This is a genomic window from Vibrio sp. 2-Bac 85, from assembly GCF_037546705.1.
In the GTDB taxonomy this organism is placed as follows: Bacteria; Pseudomonadota; Gammaproteobacteria; order Enterobacterales; family Psychromonadaceae; genus Psychromonas.
The window spans coordinates 32,522-52,510 of the sequence record NZ_JALAAB010000005.1 but is presented as its reverse complement, the minus strand read 5'-3'; the positions used below and the strand labels follow the sequence as shown (position 1 = coordinate 52,510).

At 38.0% G+C, this 19,989-nt stretch carries 17 protein-coding genes; 5 read left to right on the top strand and 12 right to left on the bottom strand.

All coding sequences use genetic code 11. The features are described from left to right. Positions 1-390: 390 nt before the first annotated feature. The 7 genes from MT390_RS07270 to carA all read right to left on the bottom strand — a co-directional run bounded on the left by MT390_RS07270 (position 391) and on the right by carA (position 7,810). A complete protein-coding gene (locus MT390_RS07270; RefSeq protein ID WP_499440405.1) occupies positions 391-648 on the bottom strand; it encodes a hypothetical protein in 258 nt (85 codons plus the stop codon). A 184-nt stretch (positions 649-832) separates the two neighbouring features. Continuing rightward, a complete protein-coding gene (locus MT390_RS07265) occupies positions 833-1,237 on the bottom strand; it encodes a hypothetical protein (protein ID WP_499440403.1) in 405 nt (134 codons plus the stop codon). Positions 1,238-1,431: 194 nt separating this feature from the next. Continuing rightward, the gene (locus tag MT390_RS07260; RefSeq protein WP_499440402.1) at positions 1,432-1,602 is read right to left on the bottom strand and encodes a hypothetical protein; all 171 of its coding nucleotides are present in this window, start codon (positions 1,600-1,602) and stop codon (positions 1,432-1,434) included. Positions 1,603-1,617: 15 nt separating this feature from the next. After that, entirely contained in the window at positions 1,618-2,652 is a 1,035-nt protein-coding gene (locus MT390_RS07255; RefSeq protein WP_499440401.1) for a hypothetical protein, read from the bottom strand. Positions 2,653-2,655: 3 nt separating this feature from the next. Beyond that, positions 2,656-2,988 (bottom strand): hypothetical protein, encoded by a 333-nt coding sequence (locus MT390_RS07250; RefSeq protein WP_499440400.1) that lies wholly within the window; start codon positions 2,986-2,988, stop codon positions 2,656-2,658. A 400-nt stretch (positions 2,989-3,388) separates the two neighbouring features. Beyond that, positions 3,389-6,619: a carbamoyl-phosphate synthase large subunit gene (gene carB / locus MT390_RS07245; RefSeq protein ID WP_499440399.1), complete on the bottom strand. Its 3,231-nt coding sequence runs from the start codon at positions 6,617-6,619 to the stop codon at positions 3,389-3,391. 54 nt (positions 6,620-6,673) lie between these two features. Then, on the bottom strand, positions 6,674-7,810 hold the full coding sequence (gene carA, locus MT390_RS07240; protein WP_499440398.1) for a glutamine-hydrolyzing carbamoyl-phosphate synthase small subunit: 1,137 nt from the start codon (positions 7,808-7,810) through the stop codon (positions 6,674-6,676). A gap of 595 nt (positions 7,811-8,405) precedes the next feature. Here carA and MT390_RS07235 point away from each other — a divergent pair. Next, on the top strand, positions 8,406-9,863 hold the full coding sequence (locus MT390_RS07235; RefSeq protein WP_499440397.1) for an aminoacyl-histidine dipeptidase: 1,458 nt from the start codon (positions 8,406-8,408) through the stop codon (positions 9,861-9,863). A 1,190-nt stretch (positions 9,864-11,053) separates the two neighbouring features. On the opposite strand, the gene MT390_RS07230 is transcribed toward MT390_RS07235, so the two are convergent. After that, a complete protein-coding gene (locus tag MT390_RS07230) occupies positions 11,054-12,010 on the bottom strand; it encodes a S49 family peptidase (protein WP_166370414.1) in 957 nt (318 codons plus the stop codon). 147 nt (positions 12,011-12,157) lie between these two features. Between MT390_RS07230 and MT390_RS07225 the strand changes: the two genes are divergently transcribed. Beyond that, on the top strand, positions 12,158-13,075 hold the full coding sequence (locus MT390_RS07225) for a tetratricopeptide repeat protein (protein ID WP_166370416.1): 918 nt from the start codon (positions 12,158-12,160) through the stop codon (positions 13,073-13,075). Between the two features lie 304 nt (positions 13,076-13,379). Continuing rightward, positions 13,380-14,180, top strand: a complete 801-nt coding sequence (locus MT390_RS07220) for a class I SAM-dependent methyltransferase (protein WP_499440395.1) — start codon at positions 13,380-13,382, stop codon at positions 14,178-14,180. Positions 14,181-15,185: 1,005 nt separating this feature from the next. Here MT390_RS07220 and MT390_RS07215 read toward each other — a convergent pair. The 3 genes from MT390_RS07215 to MT390_RS07205 all read right to left on the bottom strand — a co-directional run bounded on the left by MT390_RS07215 (position 15,186) and on the right by MT390_RS07205 (position 17,811). Then, positions 15,186-15,485: a DUF1244 domain-containing protein gene (locus tag MT390_RS07215; protein ID WP_499440393.1), complete on the bottom strand. Its 300-nt coding sequence runs from the start codon at positions 15,483-15,485 to the stop codon at positions 15,186-15,188. Between the two features lie 183 nt (positions 15,486-15,668). Next, positions 15,669-17,162 carry an alanine/glycine:cation symporter family protein gene (locus tag MT390_RS07210; protein WP_499440391.1) on the bottom strand — a complete coding sequence of 498 codons (1,494 nt, stop codon included), beginning with the start codon at positions 17,160-17,162 and terminating at the stop codon, positions 15,669-15,671. Positions 17,163-17,478: 316 nt separating this feature from the next. Further along, a complete protein-coding gene (locus MT390_RS07205) occupies positions 17,479-17,811 on the bottom strand; it encodes a YajD family HNH nuclease (RefSeq protein WP_166370424.1) in 333 nt (110 codons plus the stop codon). Between the two features lie 201 nt (positions 17,812-18,012). Between MT390_RS07205 and MT390_RS07200 the strand changes: the two genes are divergently transcribed. Next, on the top strand, positions 18,013-18,369 hold the full coding sequence (locus MT390_RS07200) for a VF530 family protein (protein ID WP_499440389.1): 357 nt from the start codon (positions 18,013-18,015) through the stop codon (positions 18,367-18,369). Between the two features lie 75 nt (positions 18,370-18,444). Further along, positions 18,445-18,804, top strand: a complete 360-nt coding sequence (locus MT390_RS07195) for a DUF3622 domain-containing protein (RefSeq protein WP_499440387.1) — start codon at positions 18,445-18,447, stop codon at positions 18,802-18,804. A gap of 611 nt (positions 18,805-19,415) precedes the next feature. On the opposite strand, the gene MT390_RS07190 is transcribed toward MT390_RS07195, so the two are convergent. Continuing rightward, the gene (locus MT390_RS07190; RefSeq protein WP_499440386.1) at positions 19,416-19,547 is read right to left on the bottom strand and encodes a hypothetical protein; all 132 of its coding nucleotides are present in this window, start codon (positions 19,545-19,547) and stop codon (positions 19,416-19,418) included. Positions 19,548-19,989 lie beyond the last annotated feature (442 nt).

Below are 19,989 nucleotides of genomic sequence, written 5' to 3'. Positions count from 1 at the left end.
AGGTTCAGGCTACCGACAATTGAACTCAACTTGGCTGTCTGATTGAGCCTTCCTTAAATCTATAAAGTGAAATAGCCAAAAGATGGCGTTGTTATGACAAATAGCAAACGTTGATAGACTTGAAATGAGTTATCAACATATTATTTATAAAAAAACTTAACTGCTTATCACCATGGCAACAAATAATGCAATGCTGAGCAAAGCAGAAATGAGTGTTAGCTGACGTAACTTTGGCATTTGTAATGCCATCAAAAAACCAGAGATAATTAGTAACAGTAAAGCAATGGCAAACGCAGTCGCATAGACTTTAAAAGGAGTACTACCTTTTGCTTTGTGTAGCTGTACAAGCTGTCGATACCAGCTAGCATTTTCTATGGTTAATGTAATAATTTAAAGGCTGAAATTAGGCGCTAAAACAACACTAACGGTTGAACCACTCCATTCTAGCTGAAAAGAAGAACCTATTTTTTTAATTTTCGCGTTACCTGATGGCAACCCTACATCTTGTTTTTGTAATTCATTTTTTGTCAATGCAACAAGCTCTGTCAGTTCTACTTTAATTGGCTCTTTAATATGTAGTTCCTGGTTCGTTTTCTCAGTTCCACCTTTTATACCCCAAGTATAAAGTGCACCTGTTACAAAAAACATAATTGCCACAGGTAAGATAAAAGTGGCAGTAATGTATGTGCTTTAACAGGTATGAGTCAAAATAAAATGGTTAAATAACTTAATAAGCAAATTAACTATCAGTAGAGAGTTTTCTTGTAATACAGGAAGGCTAAAAATCAACAATCAAAATATTTTGACTGTTCGATCCATTTATAAGTATATTTTATCGGCCAGTTATAGGATCATTTTTTGACACAATAAAAATTAAATAAAGCACAATAAAATCAGCTAATAAGTGAAAGCCAAGGTTTAATAAAAGGCCTCCCTGCTCTAATCTTTCAAGTGTTGCTTTATATACCTCGTAATCAATATTAGCTATAGAAGCAGTGCATTTGGAATCTAAAATATTAACTATTTTTGTCAAACTGTTAATTGTTTTATATAAGGCTCCAAAACTGAACGATAAGAAGATGGCAGCAGATATACCAACGCCAATACGCTTTTGTCTTGCCCAAGCATTATTTCTGGAAAAAACCCAGCCAACCAAGCTCGCAATACCTGCAACGTAAAACTGCCAAAAAGTTATTATTTGATCACTTATTTTAAATGCAATATCGAGTTCAGGCATAAAATTTTATCTCCTTCCATCCTAGTACTAATTGGTAGTCACTAATATTTCTGCATAAAAAGCAGAATTATTTAATATAAATACCACTCAATTTTAATTAATTATTTAGCATTAAAATTAAATAATAAATCGTTGAGCAATCTGCTAATTAGCATATTTAAAGTATAGCGACTTCCCCCCAGCTACTACACCATCTAAGTCTCAACTAATATTTTTAAAACAGACACTGATATATCATCAATTATTTGATCTTCTATTATTAACTTTTTTACTACTCCACTATGCTCATTAATCATATCAAGTGCTGATTGAATTTCTACTTTACTCTGCTGTGAAATAACTACTTCTACATTATTAATAGGCATGATGACCCCCTTTAATTAACTGTTATTAGATATCCATTTCTCGATTTTTACAATTTTTGATTTATCACCAAGAGATACAGTTTGTTTTTTTAAAAGTGATTTTTTCTCGACTAAGGACATATTATCACCGAATTTTTCATCGGACTGAGCAATCCCCATTTCAATCATTGTTTTAAGTGCACTGTCTAATTGTTGAACAGTAGAAAAATTATCAATGATATTGTTAGCCTTTAATGAAACTTCCTTCCCTAATTTCCGTTGTGCGTTAATTTCAGCAATAGTTTTTTCTTCTGCTTTTATCCGTGCTTCTGCAAATTTTTTATCAATTTCATCGTCACCAATAATTTTAGTAATAACAGAATTTCTAATGGTAGGATTTGCAGCTAAATAACTCGCTGCTTTACCCGTTGCATAAAACTGACTGATTGAGAAGCCTGAATTATTTATGTCCGCATTCGCAGAAGTACCGGTTGTAGCTATCATTGATGGAATTGATATTTCCTCCCCATTTTGCTTAATTGGCACATAGGCAAGTTCTTTTCGCTTATACCCAAGTGAAATACTGTCTGGCGTGTAGCCTCTTTCAGGTGCAAAGCTAGTAGTAAAACCCAGAGTTGTTTTGGTGCCAAAAAAGTAACGTTTAGTATTGTCGTTTATCGTGCCTTTTATGCTGGCAGGTTTATCAATAAGTTGAGAAAAATTATCTGATTTATTCTCGATTGGATTCGAGTCCGTACCTAAATACTGACTCATGATGACAGCTGCATTACCAACTCCAAAATTTTGACTAACTCCTGCACCAAAAACATCAGAACTTATAGTGCTTTCTGCGTTAACGCTAGCCAATAAAGGAAGTATTTGACCATCTTCAGCGACTGGCGCAATACTTCCCTCATATCGACCATAACCAACATCAAAAGTAAGTGGGTTTGTATCTATATCGATAGCTACCGATGTTTTAGTTACAAATAAAACACTATCCTGCCCCAGCGAACACCCCATAAGGCTGACATATGAAAAAGTGATCAAAGTACATAGTTTTATGTTCATAATTTACTCCTCGTTTAGATAGATAAAGGTGCAATTAATTTTTTTAAGGTAATGTAAAGTGGAGCTTTTAATCTTGGACTTGTTATCGATGAAGATAGCGCAGGCGTCTTTTGGCAGACTTAATTTTTTGGCATTTTGATAGCCGATTACAAAATCACTATCTACTAATCCAATACCTAGAAAATAATGTTCGGTATACATACCTTCATTAGGGGCATTAATCACATTAACAAACCCAAATTTTCGAGTAATGTTAACGTCATCATTTGAAGATACTTTGATGACAGAGCATGAACTAATGCATGTTAATAAAATAAAAATTAAGAACACTTTCATACACTCTCCAACTTTAAACATAGCCAAATTCATCGACCTTTGTTTAGCTGATATATACATAAGTTTCTTCAAAATAGACCAAAATGTATTTATCTATCTAAAAACTGTTCTACAACACTCCATAAATTTAACCTAGGCTTTTATTCTCTTTTATCAACAAAATCGGCCAAAATATCAATAATAGGTCACATACAAACAAATAAAATACAGCAAAAATTATGACAAATCTCTAGTTTATTGAATTTATATCTTGCTTATCAGAAGGGAAATTTGTAGGTATTTATTTTGGTTATTAGTAAGTAATTTGAGTAAATCACTTACTAATAACCAAAAAAAGCCACTCAATTGAGTGGCTTCTTGTTAGCTATTTAAACTAGATTATTAATTATCAAATAAATAATTAACCATTAATTTGTTTATGTAGCTCTTGTACTGAACTTACTGTTGCTTCTGGTGCTGTTGGGTCAGCAGTATGAGCGCGGCAAGTTGCAAATGCACCGTTTAGCGTTGTAGTGTAGTTTACTTTGTAACGTAATGCTGCACGACGTAGCTGACGCGAATCTTCAATAGAAATACGCCCTTCTGTTGTGTTCACAATGTATTTATATTCACTGTTTTTAACACGGTCAAGAATGTGCGGACGACCTTCGCTTACTTTATTCACAAGGCGAGCATTGATACCTGCATCTTGTAACACGATCATGGTGCCGTGCGTTGCATCTAGCTCGAAACCTAAGTCCAACATTGTTTGCGCAAGTTTAGCAACACGCTTTTTATCGCTGTTTCGTACAGAGATTAATGCGCGGCCAATTTCAGGCACTTCTTTAGTTGAACCAAGTTCAGCTTTTGCATACGCTTCAGCAAAGGTTGCTCCTGCACCCATCACTTCACCGGTAGAACGCATTTCTGGGCCTAGGATTGGATCTGAGCCTGGGAATTTGTTAAACGGTAATACTACTTCTTTAACAGAGTAATACGGTGGAATAACTTCCTCAGTAATACCAAGTTCTTTCAGTGTTTTACCCGCCATCACACTTGCACCGATTTTAGCAATTGGCACACCAGTCGCTTTAGATACAAATGGAACGGTACGTGCAGCACGAGGGTTTACTTCAATCATGTAAACTTCGTTATCTTTAACAGCAAGCTGCGTGTTCATTAAACCAACAACACCTAGCTCTAATGCTAAGGCTTTAATGTAACCACGCATTTCATCTTGAATTTCAACACTTAATGTATAAGCCGGTAATGAACATGCAGAGTCACCAGAGTGGACACCCGCTTGTTCAATATGCTCCATGATGCCACCGATAACAACATCAGTACCGTCACAGATTGCATCGATATCAACTTCAATTGCATCATCTAGGAAACGGTCAAGAAGAACAGGAGATTCGTTAGAAACACTCACAGCTTCTTTAAAGTAACGACGTAAATCAGTTTCGTCATAGACGATTTCCATCGCACGACCACCTAATACATAAGAAGGACGTACAACTAATGGATAACCAATACGTGTTGCTGAAGTAACAGCTTGTTCAAGTGTTGTAACTGTATCGTTTTCAGGTTGTTTAAGGCCTAAACGCTCTACCACTTGTTGGAAACGTTCGCGGTCTTCTGCGCGGTCAATCGCTTCAGGTGAAGTACCGATGATTGGTACGCCAGCGGCTTCAAGTGCGCGTGCTAATTTAAGTGGTGTTTGACCACCGTATTGCACAATAACACCTTTCGGTTTTTCAACACGTACGATTTCAAGTACATCTTCAAGGGTGATTGATTCAAAGTATAAACGGTCAGAGGTATCGTAATCCGTTGAAACTGTCTCTGGATTACAGTTAACCATAATCGTTTCGTAGCCGTCTGCACGCATTGCCATCGCAGCATGTACACAACAGTAATCAAATTCAATACCTTGACCGATACGGTTAGGACCACCACCAATGATCATGATTTTTTCATTATCAGTTGGGTTAGCTTCACACTCTTCATCGTATGTTGAATACATATAAGCAGTATCAGATGAAAACTCTGCAGCACAGGTATCAACACGTTTGTAAACTGGATGTAGATTAAACTTCTCACGCAATTTACGTACTTCAGTTTCAGATGAGCCAATTACAGAAGCGATACGGCTATCGGCAAAACCTTTACGTTTTAGTTTACGTAATGTGTCAGCATCTAAAGAACGTAAACCACCTTCAGCTAGTTTTTTCTCCTCAAGGATTAAATCTTCGATTTGAACTAGGAACCAATTATCGATCATGGTGATATTATGAATTTCTTCCATCGTCATACCTAAACGGAATGCATCACCGATGTACCAAATACGCTCAGCACCAGCTTCACGTAGTTCGTATAATACTTTGTCTTTTGCGCCAGCATCGTTTAAATCAACCATTGGGCTGAAACCATCAGCGCCAACTTCTAAACCACGAAGTGCTTTTTGTAATGATTCTTGTTGGTTACGGCCAATCGCCATGACTTCACCAACTGATTTCATTTGTGTCGTTAAACGATCGTTTGAGTTAGCAAACTTCTCAAAGTTAAAACGAGGGATCTTAGTTACAACGTAATCGATTGTTGGTTCAAATGATGCTGGTGTTTTACCGCCAGTAATATCATTTTGCAATTCATCAAGTGTGTAACCAATCGCAAGTTTTGCAGCGATTTTAGCAATTGGGAAACCCGTTGCTTTTGATGCTAAAGCAGATGAACGTGATACACGTGGGTTCATCTCAATCAGTACCATACGGCCATCGGCAGGGTTAATACCAAACTGTACGTTGGAACCGCCAGTTTCAACACCAATCTCACGTAAAACTGCTAAAGAAGCATTACGCATTAATTGGTATTCTTTATCTGTTAGTGTTTGCGCTGGTGCAACGGTAATTGAGTCACCCGTATGAATCCCCATTGGGTCAAAGTTTTCAATCGCACAAACAATGATACAGTTATCATTTTTGTCGCGAACCACTTCCATTTCATACTCTTTCCAACCGATTAATGATTCATCGATCAATAATTCACTTGTTGGAGAAAGGTCTAAACCGTTTGAACAAATATCATCAAACTCTTCTTGGTTATACGCGATACCGCCGCCCGTTCCACCCATCGTAAATGATGGACGAATAATACAAGGGAAACCAACCATGTCTAATACACCGTAAGCTTCTTCCATTGTATGTGCGATACCAGCACGTGGACATTCAAGCCCAATTTTCTTCATTGCTGTATCAAAACGACTACGGTCTTCAGCTTTATCAATCGCATCCGCTGTAGCGCCAATCATCTCAACATTGTATTTCGCTAAAATACCTTTTTCTTCAAGCTCTAATGCACAGTTAAGTGCCGTTTGGCCACCCATTGTTGGTAATACTGCACATGGACGCTCTTTAGCGATAATTTTTTCAACGACTTGCCAGTGAATGGGTTCGATATAAGTAGCATCGGCCATTTCTGGATCAGTCATGATGGTTGCAGGGTTAGAGTTTACCAAGACAACACGGTAACCTTCTTCTTTTAACGCTTTACAAGCTTGTGCACCTGAGTAATCAAACTCACAGGCTTGACCGATAACAATCGGTCCAGCACCAATGATGAGGATAGTTTTTAAGTCATTACGTTTTGGCATCTGAATTACCTTTAATATCTGTTCTATGTATTCGAAAACAAGTGTTCTGATTAACTAAGCGTTTTTGTACTGTTCAATCAATTCAATAAAGTGATCAAATAAAGGCGCTGCATCATGTGGGCCAGGGCTCGCTTCCGGATGACCTTGGAAACTAAATGCCGCTTTATCAGTACGATGAATACCTTGTAATGAGCCATCAAACAATGACACATGCGTCGCACGTAAATTTGCCGGTAACGTTGCTGCATCAGCCGCAAAACCATGATTTTGTGCAGTGATCATAACAACATCACGTTCTAAATCTTTCACAGGATGGTTAGCACCGTGATGACCAAATTTCATTTTCACAGTTTTTGCACCACTTGCTAATGCAAGTAATTGATGCCCTAAACAGATACCAAATACTGGAATATCAGTTTTCAGAATTTCTTGGATTGCTTCAATCGCGTAAGTACATGGTTCTGGGTCACCAGGGCCATTAGATAAGAAGATACCGTCTGGATTCATTGCTAACACTTCAGATGCAGGTGTTTGTGCAGGTACCACGGTTAACTTACAATCGCGGTCAGCTAACATACGTAAAATATTACGTTTAACACCATAGTCATAGGCAACAATATGGTATTTACAATCTGTTTTCGGCTCTGGTAAACCGCCTGTTAACGTCCAGCTACCTTGTGACCATTCAAATGATTCTGCAGTTGTCACTTCTTTAGCTAAGTCCATCCCTTTTAAGCCAGGGAAAGCTTTAGCTTGTGCCAGTGCAGCAGCTTCATCGATATTTTCACCAGCAATGATACAACCTGCTTGCGCGCCCTTTTCACGTAAAATACGCGTTAGTTTACGTGTATCGATATCAGCAATACCCACTACATTACGTGTGGTTAAGTATTCGCTTAAAGATGCTTGACTACGGAAGTTGCTTGCTAGAAGAGGTAAATCACGAATAACAAGACCACATGCATGAATTGATGGGGATTCTTCGTCTTCGTCGTTAGTGCCGGTGTTGCCGATGTGGGGGTAAGTGAGTGTAACGATTTGTCGTGCATAGGATGGATCAGTCAGAATTTCTTGGTAGCCTGTCATTGACGTGTTGAAAACAACCTCACCAACAGAACTCCCATGAGCGCCAATTGATACGCCTTTAAAAACAGTCCCATCTTCCAATACCAGTATGGCAGAATGACTCAAGTTAACCTCCATGAATAGCAAATAAATAAAAATTTATATAATCTGAGTGAGGCCATGCAGAGCATTTTTTCACCAGAAAATAGTAAAATTTGGCAAATTCCGCGTATTTTATAGATCTTCTGTGACGTTGGCCATTTAATTTTTAATTTTTTATAAAAAAAATTACATAAATCTCAATTCATTTATCACTATAAATATGTTAGCAAATGCTAGAAAAGTTACGGAGATCAAGTTTCGTTTATTTTAGTGCTTGAACAGCTAGAAATTAATGACAGTGGAGATAAAGAAGAGTAGCGTTGAGGGGAAATAACGGTTACTGAATATAGTTTAATCAATCAATAACCGTTTGATTTTTAAGACAGTACTTTAATTAAAGTTAAAGTAGCTGGCAAGGTTGGGATCAAAAACACAACCAATAAACCAAGAAAATGACGTAGGCTATATGGGTCTTTAAAATTTTCTTCTGACACGGTAACTTCCTTAACTTAAAATAGATAAATTGATTTAGATCAATGTTATTGTAACGTAAATTGATTGAAAATCAAACTAAGTAAAACTGAGGTTATTCTTCTTTAAAGTGGTAAAAGGTCTATTTATGCAACAATTACAATCACATCACGCTGCACCAGTCTGGTCATTCTTTGAAAAAATATGCGAAATCCCTCATCCTTCTAAGCATGAAAAGCAATTAACTGATTGGATTACTAATTGGGCACAATCAAAAAATATTGACTGTGAAATGGACAAAATAGGCAATTTAATACTTAAAAAATCAGCTTCTAAAGGGTTTGAAGACAAAACCCCTGTAATCCTACAATGTCACCTAGATATGGTGCCGCAAAAAAATAATGATAAAGTGCATGATTTTTTAACCGATCCAATCATTCCAATTGTAGATGGAGAATGGTTACGTGCAGACAATACAACTTTAGGCGCAGACAATGGCGTAGGTATGGCCTCTTGTTTAGCTGTTTTAGATGATGACAGCCTCGAACATGGTCCTATTGAAGTATTGATCACCACCGATGAAGAAACAGGCATGACCGGTGCATTTGGTTTAGAAGCAGGCGTATTGAACGGAAAAATTTTAATCAACACCGATTCAGAGCAAGAAGGTGAATTATACGTGGGCTGTGCAGGCGGAGTAAATGTTAACGTATTGCTCCCCTTTGAAAAAATGGAACCAGATAGTGCAGACAGCGCCTATGAAATCACTATTTCAGGATTTAAAGGCGGCCATTCCGGCGTAGATATCAATTTAGGCCGTGCCAATGCGATTAAAGAATTAGCATCGATACTTGATGACTTAGACGCAGCACCCTTTTTAATCTCTTCATTTTCCGGCGGTAGCTTACGTAATGCGATTCCTCGTGAAGCGACCGCAGTAATAGTTTGTGATCAGCAATATCAAAATAGTATTGATACAGTAATCAGTACCTTAAAAATTAAACTTAATGATAAATTCAAAGAAAGTGAGAGTAATTTTACACTTAGTATTAAATCTTGCGCATTACCGAGTTCAGTTTTAACACACAGTAGTCATGAAAATTTACTAAAAGCATTACTGACCTGTAGAAACGGCGTATTTGCGATGGATGATAACTTTCCTAATGTAGTAGAAACGTCAAGTAACTTAGGCGTGATCACACAAAAAACCGGTGCGGTGAATCATTTTGCCATTCAAGTATTAGTTCGTTCACAAGTAGAAGCTGACAAGCAACATCAAGCCGATTTAATGGCAGAGCATTTTCAACAGTTCAATGCTCGTGTAGCAAAGGAAGGAAATTACCCAGGTTGGACACCCAATAAGCAATCGACAATATATAAAACCATGGAGAACGAGTATCAACGCTTATTTGATAAAAAGCCTAAAACAATGGTCATACACGCAGGATTAGAATGTGGTTTATTCAGCGACAAATACCCGCACTGGGATATGATTTCATTTGGTCCGACGATTAAATTCCCACACAGCCCCGATGAGAAAGTACACATAGCCTCAGTAGATAATTACTGGTCACTATTAAAAGCCACTCTAAAAGCCATTGATTAAATAAGTAAGCGGTTGCTTGATTTAGATTCAAAAGACTCAAGCAACCACAAAGCCTCTACGCTGCACAGAGCACACGAAGAAAAGCTAGAACAGCAAAGATAAGATACAACCTCAAAGCAATGGATATAAAAAGCATAAGGTTTTTATTCTTTAAATGGTTTTGACCTTACCTTCTTCACCCTTCGAGCCTTCGTGGTTAACCGCTTTTGACCTTAAAAACCAAAGAAACCACGAAGCCGCTGCGCTGCACAGAGAGCATGAAAAAAGGCTAAAACAGCAAAGATAAGATACAACCTCAAAGTAATGGATATAAAAGATGTAAGTTTTTTTATTCTTTAAAAGGTTTCGATCTTACCTTCTTCACCCTTCGTGCCTTCGTGGTTAACAGCTTTTGATTTTGATCTTAAAACCAAAGCAACCACGAAGCCGCTCCGCTGCACAGTGCACACGAAGAAAAGATAAAACAGCAAAGATAAGATAAACCCCTAAGACAATAAATGTATAAAGATTGAGTTTTTTGATTACTCATAAAGGTTTTGATCTGACCTTCTCCACCCTTCGTGCCTTCGTGGTTAACCGCTTTTTATTTTCGCTTTGATCTTAAAACCAAAGCAACCACGAAGCCGCTCCGCTGCACAGAGAACACGAAGAAAAGCTAAAAAATAAAGGCCAAAAAACTAACGGACTTAAATCTTACCTTCTTTATCCTTCGTGCCTTCGTGGTTAAACGCTTGTCGCTTTTGACTTTAAACAAAGAAACTATTATCTGCAAAGCACCCTAGCGCAACGGCGGCAAGGACATCCCACCGTTAAATTTTCCTAAGCCAACAGTTTATTTTAGTAAAGACAAACAGGACGTTTGTCTTAAGCTCGTTCAGCACAGGGATGTGTCGTAAGAGCTGGTACGGTTAAAATAAACTATTGGGTTAGATAAGAAAATGCTCGGTGTCAGTCTCTTTGCTTCTTTCTCTTCTGATAAGAGAAAGAAGATCGCCGTCAGGGCGAAATACGCTGTAAATAAACATCAAGATGCCTCAACGAGCAAAGACGAAAGTTAGATAACAACCAAAATCAATCAATTTAATGAGTCACAAAAATTTTGATCTTACCTTCTTTACCCTTCGTGCCTTCGTGGTTAATCGCTTTTTATTTTAACCTTGCCACTTTTAGCTTTATGTTTAAAAATCACTTTACCTTAACGTTAGCGAACCGCTTGATGTGCTAAGCAACTCCCCTAAACCTTCACCGATTGATAAACCAAGGCTTTTAGTAAAGCTTTCTAATTTTGATTCCTTAAATGAATAATCAACAATCTCTTCCGCTTTAATCACTTCTCTTGCAACATAACCAGGGCTACCTAAACCATCAATCAAACCTAATGCTAAAGCTTGTTCACCATTCCAGATCAAACCAGAATAAAGATCTTTATTATCCTTAACTAAACGATCGCCACGGCCTTCTTCAACTACTTTAATAAACTGTTTATGGGTACTGTCTAACACCCCTTGCCAGAACTCAGCTTCCTCCGCTTTAGCCGGTGAAAAAGGGTCCAAAAATGCTTTATGTTCACCAGAAGTATAATGACGACGTTCAACGCCCACTTTCTCCATCAAATCAACAAATCCAAAACTCGATGCAGTCACACCAATAGAACCCACTAAACTAGATTTATCAGCATAAATTTGGTCGGCCGCTACCGCCATGTAATAACCACCCGACGCACCTAACTCGGCAATCACAGCATATAATTTTTTATCAGGATAAATGCCACGTAAGCGTTTTATTTCATCGTTAACATAACCGGATTGCACTGGACTACCGCCGGGACTATTAATCACTAACATTACCGCTTTTGATTGTTCATTTTTAAAAGCCGCTCTTAAGGCACTCGCAATATTATTAGCGTTGGCTTCTTCATCAGCAGCAATAACACCATTCACCACCACCATCGCGGTATGAGGTTGTTGATTCTTCTTCTCTTTATCCAACACTCCCGTATTCATAAATAAAAAAAGTGCGACAAATAAATAGGTAAAAGTTAACAGTTTAAAAAATATCCCCCAACGACGGGTTCTTTTTTGCTCTTTGAAGGTTTCTTTCATAAAACCAGATAGCCACTTTTGTTGATTATTTTCAGGCTCTTGCATTGTTGATTCTCACTATAGGAATGGGTTAGCTATTCAACCCGTAATTAATCGTAAATTCAAGATAAATGTTACCCTTGGCTATTGTAAAAATATAGACATAGGTCATACTTTCAGATTACTTAAAGAGATCCAAAGGAATAAGAAATCATGTCAAGAAAAGCACTGTTACTGTCATTCTGCAGCATCATTTCAACTGTTAGCTGGGCGGACGTAAAATCAGTAGATGAAGCCTCTGTGAATGAAATACAAGAGCAATCATTGGCTGCCGTCGCATCAAAAACCAATAATACCGCAACCCCTAGCTTTTCTGAAAAAGCCTTGGTCGAACGCTATATTCTTGATGAGCTAAAAGCCACTCGACATGATTTACAAGATTTAGAACGTCGCCTCACCATTGAAATTACCGATAGAGAATTAAATGTTGCAGATAAATCATTAAGTTATGCAGAACAAACCGTTAACTTTTTCTTCTATGTTATTGCCGGTGTCGCATCATTAGTTGCTTTATTTGGCTGGAAATCATTACATGAGATCCGCGTTAACACCACCAAGAAAGCAAATACTCAAATTAAAATGATTGCAGAATCCTATGAAGAAAAGTTTCAACGATTAGAGAAAGAGTTACGCAGAAAAACATTACGCATTGCAGATAACCACATTGAAATTGAAAAAATAAATGAAATACACAATCTATGGTTACGTGCTCAAAAAAGCCAAACGCCTGAGCAAAAAATGTCAGCCTATGATGCGATTTTAAAAATCAGACCCGGTGACTTAGAAGCGCTTACCTCTAAAGCCGATGCAGCAATGGAAATGAAAGAGTTCCATTGGGCATTAAGTATTTGTAACCGAGTGTTAGACATGGATGATAAAAACCAAGATGCATTTTACCAACGAGCCTGTGCCTATGCTTGTTTAGGAGTTGAAGATCAAGCAATCAGCGATTTAGAAAAAGCCATAGAGGGCCGCTCCGCACTAAGAGAATTAGCAGCCGAGGAAGATGACTTTGAGAATTTACGTGGCAACGACAAGTTTGATGCTCTATTAACAAGTTCTGACGCATAACAATCAAAATAATACTCCGAAACGCAAAACAGGCTGATTAGATACATTTATTTAGCCTGTTTTAGTGTTATCGCTTTAGGTTATCCGTGAATAACACAAATCGATATCTTCAGTTTACCAACCGCAACCATAAAGCCGTTAATAGATGGCACAACGTTGCTAATAGGTAACTACTAAGTAAAATTCAGCCACACCAATGACCTCGACATTCAGACTACCAAAACCGTTCCATTTAAGCGTAAAAAATAAGTATTCAGCGTTCTATTTGTTATACTGCGCGCGATTTTTCAGATAGGAATAAAACATGATCATTAATAAAGAATGGCGCGTATTAACAGTGGGTGACGGTGATCTATCATTTTCTGCCTCATTATTAACACACCACCAGCCATCAAGTTTAACGGCCACCGTATTTGATGCTAGCGAGACCTTATTAGCAAAATATGCGGTCAATGATTATGACACTCTATTACAACAAAAATGCCCTGTTTTATGTGGCTTCGATGTGATGGAACCAAGCTCATGGGGCGCACTAAAAAAGCATCATTTTGATGTGGTTATTTTTCAATTCCCGCTTATCCCTGCTTTTAAATCGCATCAAGAATTCCAAGAAAAGTGTAAAGAAGTACATATCAATACGTTAAATCGTCAATTATTACGGACGTTTTTGATTCATTCTTTTGAACATTTTTTAGATCCTAATGGTGCTCGTTTATGCTACATAACCTCTAAAGATGTAAAACCCTATAAAGAGTGGAACATCGAGAACGCATTGCACAGAAATACTGATGTTGAATACTTAGGCTGGCATAACTTCGATATTGATGCTTTCCCAGGTTATAAAGTGCGCAACGTAGACCGAGATAAACATGTTAAAGATACTAAAGGCATTACTTATGTCTGGAGTGATAATAAACAACACCCTTTAAAACAAGAACTAAGTGCAGCGGTATATAAAGGTGAAGCCTATTGCGAATTGTGTGCAACAGGCCCTTATAATAATACGGAAGATAAGCTGCGCCATAACCAGACCAGAAAACACCTCAACATGCTCAATTACGAAGCATTGTGGCAGTTACTGTTAGACCGAGAAAACGAAATATAGCTATAAAGACACAAGCAACCACGAAGCCGCTGTGCTGCACGAAGAAAAGCTAAAACCTTAAAGGAATGGATATAAAAAGCATAATTTTTTTATTCTTTAGAAGGTTTTGACCTTACCTTCTCCACCCTTCGTGCCTTCGTGGTTAACAGCTATTGACTTTGATCTTAAAACCAAAGCAACCACGAAGCCGCTCCGCTGCACAGAGAGCACGAAGAAAGGCTAAAACAGCAAAAATAAGATACAACCTCAAAGTAATGGATATAAAAGATGTAAGTTTTTTATTCTTTAAAAGGTTTTGATCTTACCTTCTTCACCCTTCGTGCCTTCGTGGTCAAGCGCTTTTGACCTTAAAAACCAAAAGCAACCACGAAGCCGCTCCGCTGCACAGAGAGCACGAAGAAAAGATAAAACAGCAAAGATAAGATATAACCCTAAGACAATAAATGTATAAAGATTGAATTTGTTGATTACTTTAAAAGGTTTTGACCTTACCTTCTCCACCCTTCGTGCCTTCGTGGTTAACAGCTCTTGATTTTGATTTTAAAGAAAAAACTATTATCCACAAATATCCTTACCCAAACACGATAACAGCTAGTCTGACACCAGGGGCCACCGTTAAATTTTCCTAAATCAACCGCTTATTTTAGTAAAGACAAACAGGACGTTTGTCTTAGGTTCGTTCGGTACAGGGATGTACCGTAAGAGCCGGTACGTTAAAAATAAGGGGTGGGTTTAGATAAGAAAATGCTCGGTGTCAGTCTCTTTGCTTCTTTCTCTTCTGATAAGAGAAAGAAGATCGCCGTCAGGGCGAAATACGCTGTGAATAAACATCAAGAGGCATCAACGAGCAGAGACGAACGTTAGATATAGCGATTAAGGTTTTAACCCAACCTTCTTCACCCTTCGTGCCTTCGTGCCTTCGTGGTTAAACGTTTTTAGCTTTTGATTTTAATTTTAACCTTTTCACCCCTTCGAGGTTAATCATTTTGACCTTAACTTAAAAATCTACTTTTTAGCGTTTAAAGCTTCAAACTTAGCCATTTGCTCAGGTGTTGCTGGTAATTGGTGATTCGCCTTCCATTCACTGTATGGCATGCCGTAGATATGCTCACGAGCTTGATCGTCAGTCATCTCAATATCGCGCTCTTTAGCTTCTGCTAACATCCATTTAGACAAACAATTACGGCAAAAACCAGACGTATTCATCAACTCAATATTTTGTACATCTTTACGGCTATCTAAATGTGCTAATAAACGACGAAATGCTGCTGCTTCTAATTCAACTTGATGTGCTTTAGTAGTCATATGATGGTTATCCTGTTGTCATATTATTTAATAAAAAGTTAGCGCTTAATATACTGACTTAGGTTCAGAGATCAACGTAATGCAGAAAATAAAAAACCGCCATTTTATCTAATAAAATGGCGGTTTTACGATTCAATTGATTGAACCTAAGTTAGCTATACTCGATAGGTTAATCTATCAAGATTACTTGTTTTGGTTCTTTGAAAATCTATTTTCCCAAAAAGTCGCATCTTTAATACCTAATTTAAGCGGATCAAATGTGTACGATTCTGGTTGTAGCTTATGTTGTTGCTCGTAATCTTTTAACGCTTTAATAGCAGGTCTGCCCATAAAGAAGATAATTAATAGGCCTGAAATATTCAACCATGCCATTAGACCAACGCCAACATCACCTAAACCCCATGCAAGATTAGCCGTTTTCACCGTACCGTAAAAAGTTGCAGAAATTAAAGCCACTTTTAATAGGAAAGTAAAATCAGGTAATTTTAATGTACGACGAAGGTAAGCCACATTCGTTTCAGCAATATAGTAGTAAGCCAAAATAGTAGTGAAAGAGAAAAAGAACAACGCAAAAGCAATAAACGGTTTACCAATACCCGGTAAAACACGCTCAACGGCCAATTGTGTAAACCCAGGGCCATTTGCCGCTATTTCAGTTGCAACATTTTGTATTAAGAATGTATCGCCAATGCCGTGAACGTTATATGCGCCGGTAATTAAAATAACAAATGCAGTAGCTGAACAAACCAATAACGTATCAATGTATACAGAAAAAGCTTGTACTAAACCTTGCTGTGCAGGATGCTCAACTTCAGCAGCAGCGGCAGCATGTGGGCCCGTACCTTGACCAGCTTCATTCGAGTAAACACCACGTTTAACACCCCAACCAATAGCTGCACCAACACCCGCCATTGGGCTGAATGCATCACCAATAATCATCATAAATACATCAGGTAATTGAGAGATGTTTAACGCGATAATAACAAAAACCACTAATACGTAAGCTAATGCCATAAATGGCACAACAACTTGAGTAAAGTTAGCGATACGTTTAACACCACCAAAAATAATAAAACCAAGCATCAAAACAATGCCCATACCGGTCATTATTTTAGCTTCACTGAACACACCTAAACCCGTTTCAATCATCATGCCAGTACCAAATGCGACTTCAACACCATTTCCGATACTGTTAGATTGGATACCCGGTAATAAAAAACCACAGGCAGCAATAGTAGCAATAGCAAAAATAACCGCATACCAACGCTGACCAGTTACTTTTTCAAGATAATAAGCTGGACCACCACGATACTCACCTTGATCCACTTCTTTGTAGATTTGTGCCAACGTTGATTCAATGTAAGCCGTTGCAGCGCCTAAAAAAGCTACTACCCACATCCAAAATACAGCGCCAGGTCCACCAAAACCAATCGCGGCCGCAACACCCGCAATATTACCCGTACCCACGCGGCCAGATAATGAAACCGACAAAGCTTGGAAAGAGGAAATACCCTTTGAAGAAGTTTTTCCTGATAACAGTAACGTGTACATCTCTTTAAAGAATCGAACTTGCACAAATCGAGTTTGAATTGAATAAAATAATCCCGCCGCTAAACATAAATAAATGAGCGCAGGGCTCCATATAATACCGTTCAAAAAATCTACTACTTCCTGCATATATTTTCCTTAATTTTATTTAATAGCATCAGATACTTACATCAAATTATGTAAACAAGGTGTTAATTAGGCGAAACAAAATATCACTACAAAAACAAAAGTAAATAGCCAAATTTTATAAAATATATAGCCAGAGTGAATAAATATGCAAAAAAACCAATAAATAGTTCAAATACAAAATAACGATTTGTGTGATTAATAACAAAGAGATATGGGTAAGGTCGATACAGGAGAGGCTAGAAAAAATTTTCAGGGGAAAAGTAATCATACAATAATCAAAAAATAACCATTGTATGATTTGAAATAAAGTGAGCGTTTATTTGTTCATTTTGGAGAGTAGATCAGCAAATGGGTTATAAGTTGCTGTTGCTACATTTTCATCGCCCGCTTCCACATGACTACCGTATAAATCTGCCTGAGTATATTTATCATGCTCATGGTCATGACAGTAAATACACAACAATTCCCAGTTACTGCCATCAGCAGGATTGTTACTGTGATCGTGGTCCATATGGTGTACCGTCAACTCTTTAAGATTTGAATACACAAACTCGCGAGTACACTTCCCACAAACCCAGGGAAACAACTTTAATGCTTTATCACGATAATCGTGTTCTAAACTTTTATAATTACTTGGAATATAAGCCATCACTACCTCTTGCTATCAGTTTCAGCGCTATCATATGTTTTCATCGCCCTATTGTGAACTAATTCGCATTAAAAAAGCGTTACTAATGCACTAAAAGTTGCACCATCTTTTCATTTAAGTAAACATTAATTTCAAGTTGCTGTAAGCTGACACGCTATAAGCTTCATACTCAATCACGCGATATAAATAAGATAATGACACATGCAAACAAATGACCCTTTATACGGCATCAAATTAGCTCAAATACTCACTGATTTACAGACTAAACATTCCTGGAAAGAGATGGGTGAAAAATTAGGGATAAAATGCTTTTTAAATAACCCGACTCAAAAATCTTGCCTTAAATTTTTACGTCAAACACCTTGGGCGAGAAGCCGTGTTGAGATTTTATATTTAAAAACCTTTTGTAGCAAACATCCTGAAACGTCTAAGCTAATACGCAGTATCTTAGCGACACAAGATAAAAAGCAACAAGAACCCGCGCCAAAAGAAGTGAAAAAGCCATCAGTGATAAAAAGTAATGATGGATTTGAATGGGCAAAAATTAACAACAAATAAGCGGTGATGATTGTAACTAATCTGTGTTACTATCGCGCGCCTAAAATAACCACAAGTCTAAACTAGGAATAGCTCATGACCCAACAAAAAAAGTTCGATTACACAATCAAACAGGACGCTAATACCTGGAGTGCAGAAATCACCCGTCGTGTTAGTGCTCGTAGAAGCAGTGTTTCAAAACAACAAGATGGTTTTGCATCTGAAGCCTTGGCCATTGAATGGGCAACGGCTGAGTTAGCTGGCTTTTTAGAGAAACAAAAGCAAGCTAACGCACGTAAATCAGAACGTCGTTCAGAACGTAATGCACAAGCAGAAAAAGCAGCAGCCGCTAAAGAAGCAGCAAATGAAAAATTCTTAGCAAAAAGAGAAGAGGCTCGTGCACGCGCACTAGAAGCTGATGATGAAGAATTAGACTACGATTACGACGAAGAATAATACTGACTTCAGACACTGCTATCCCATAGCATTGTCATTCCTAAAGGGCTAACAGGTGCGAACCAGTTAGCCCTTTTTGTTTGCAACAATACAAACCAACTTATATCGCAACGCCTTCATCAAAAGTATGTAGAACAACAATAATCCAATTCATCAAACAATACATTCCCTCACAAAATATGTAGAACGAGATTAATGGTACCGTTTTCAATGTTTTGTATTAATGGGCAATTAATCCGTAGTGAGCTCACCGCTCAATATCCAACACTTCAACAACAAAGCTATTATTCACTGTGGACGAACACCCCCACCGTAAAGTTTTCCCAAGCTAAATCGACATTTTAGCAATCGCAAACAGGACGTTTGCGATAATGTCAGAATGGCCACGGACGGCCATCCTGACATGGTGCGTTTAAAATGACGCTTTAGATTGGAGCAGAAAACGAGCCGGTGTCAGTCTCTTTGCCGCCTTTCTCTTCTGATAAGAGAAAGACGTGTCGCCGACAGGGCGAAACCACTGCTATTAACAATCAAGTTGCCCCGACGAGCATAGACGAGCCACATAACTTAAAGCATTTATTGCTCCGCCTTTGATTTTTAATAAAAAAGGATCACCAACCTTTAGTCCAATACAGCAACAACAAAACCATCACCCATTGTGGACGAACAATCTCACCGTAAAGTTTTCCCAAGTCATCCATTCCTTTTAGCAAAGCTAAACAGGACGTTTGACTTAAACTCATTCAGCACATGGATGTGCTGTATGAGCTGATGCGTTAAAAAAGGGATTGATTACTTGGAGCAGAAAACGCCCCGGTGTCAGTCTCTTTGCCGCCTTTCTCTTCTGATAAGAGAAAGACATGTCGCCGACAGGGCGAAACCAAAGTTAATAAATATCAAACAGCCATGTCGAGCGCAGACGAGCTAAAACTTAAAACCATATTTAACTAAATACAAATAGCCAAGCCGAGCGACAAAGCTTCAAAAACAAACTTAAAGCAATGTAAATGCAATTACTTGCAAAAGCCTATCAATTAATTAATCCATTTAAATTCACAAACTAGGTCAATCAACGTGGCTGCGACAACCCCACCGTAAAGTTTTCCCAAGCTAAATCGACATTTTAGCAATTGCAAACAGGACGTTTGCGATAATTTCAGAATGGCCACGGACGGCCATCCTGAC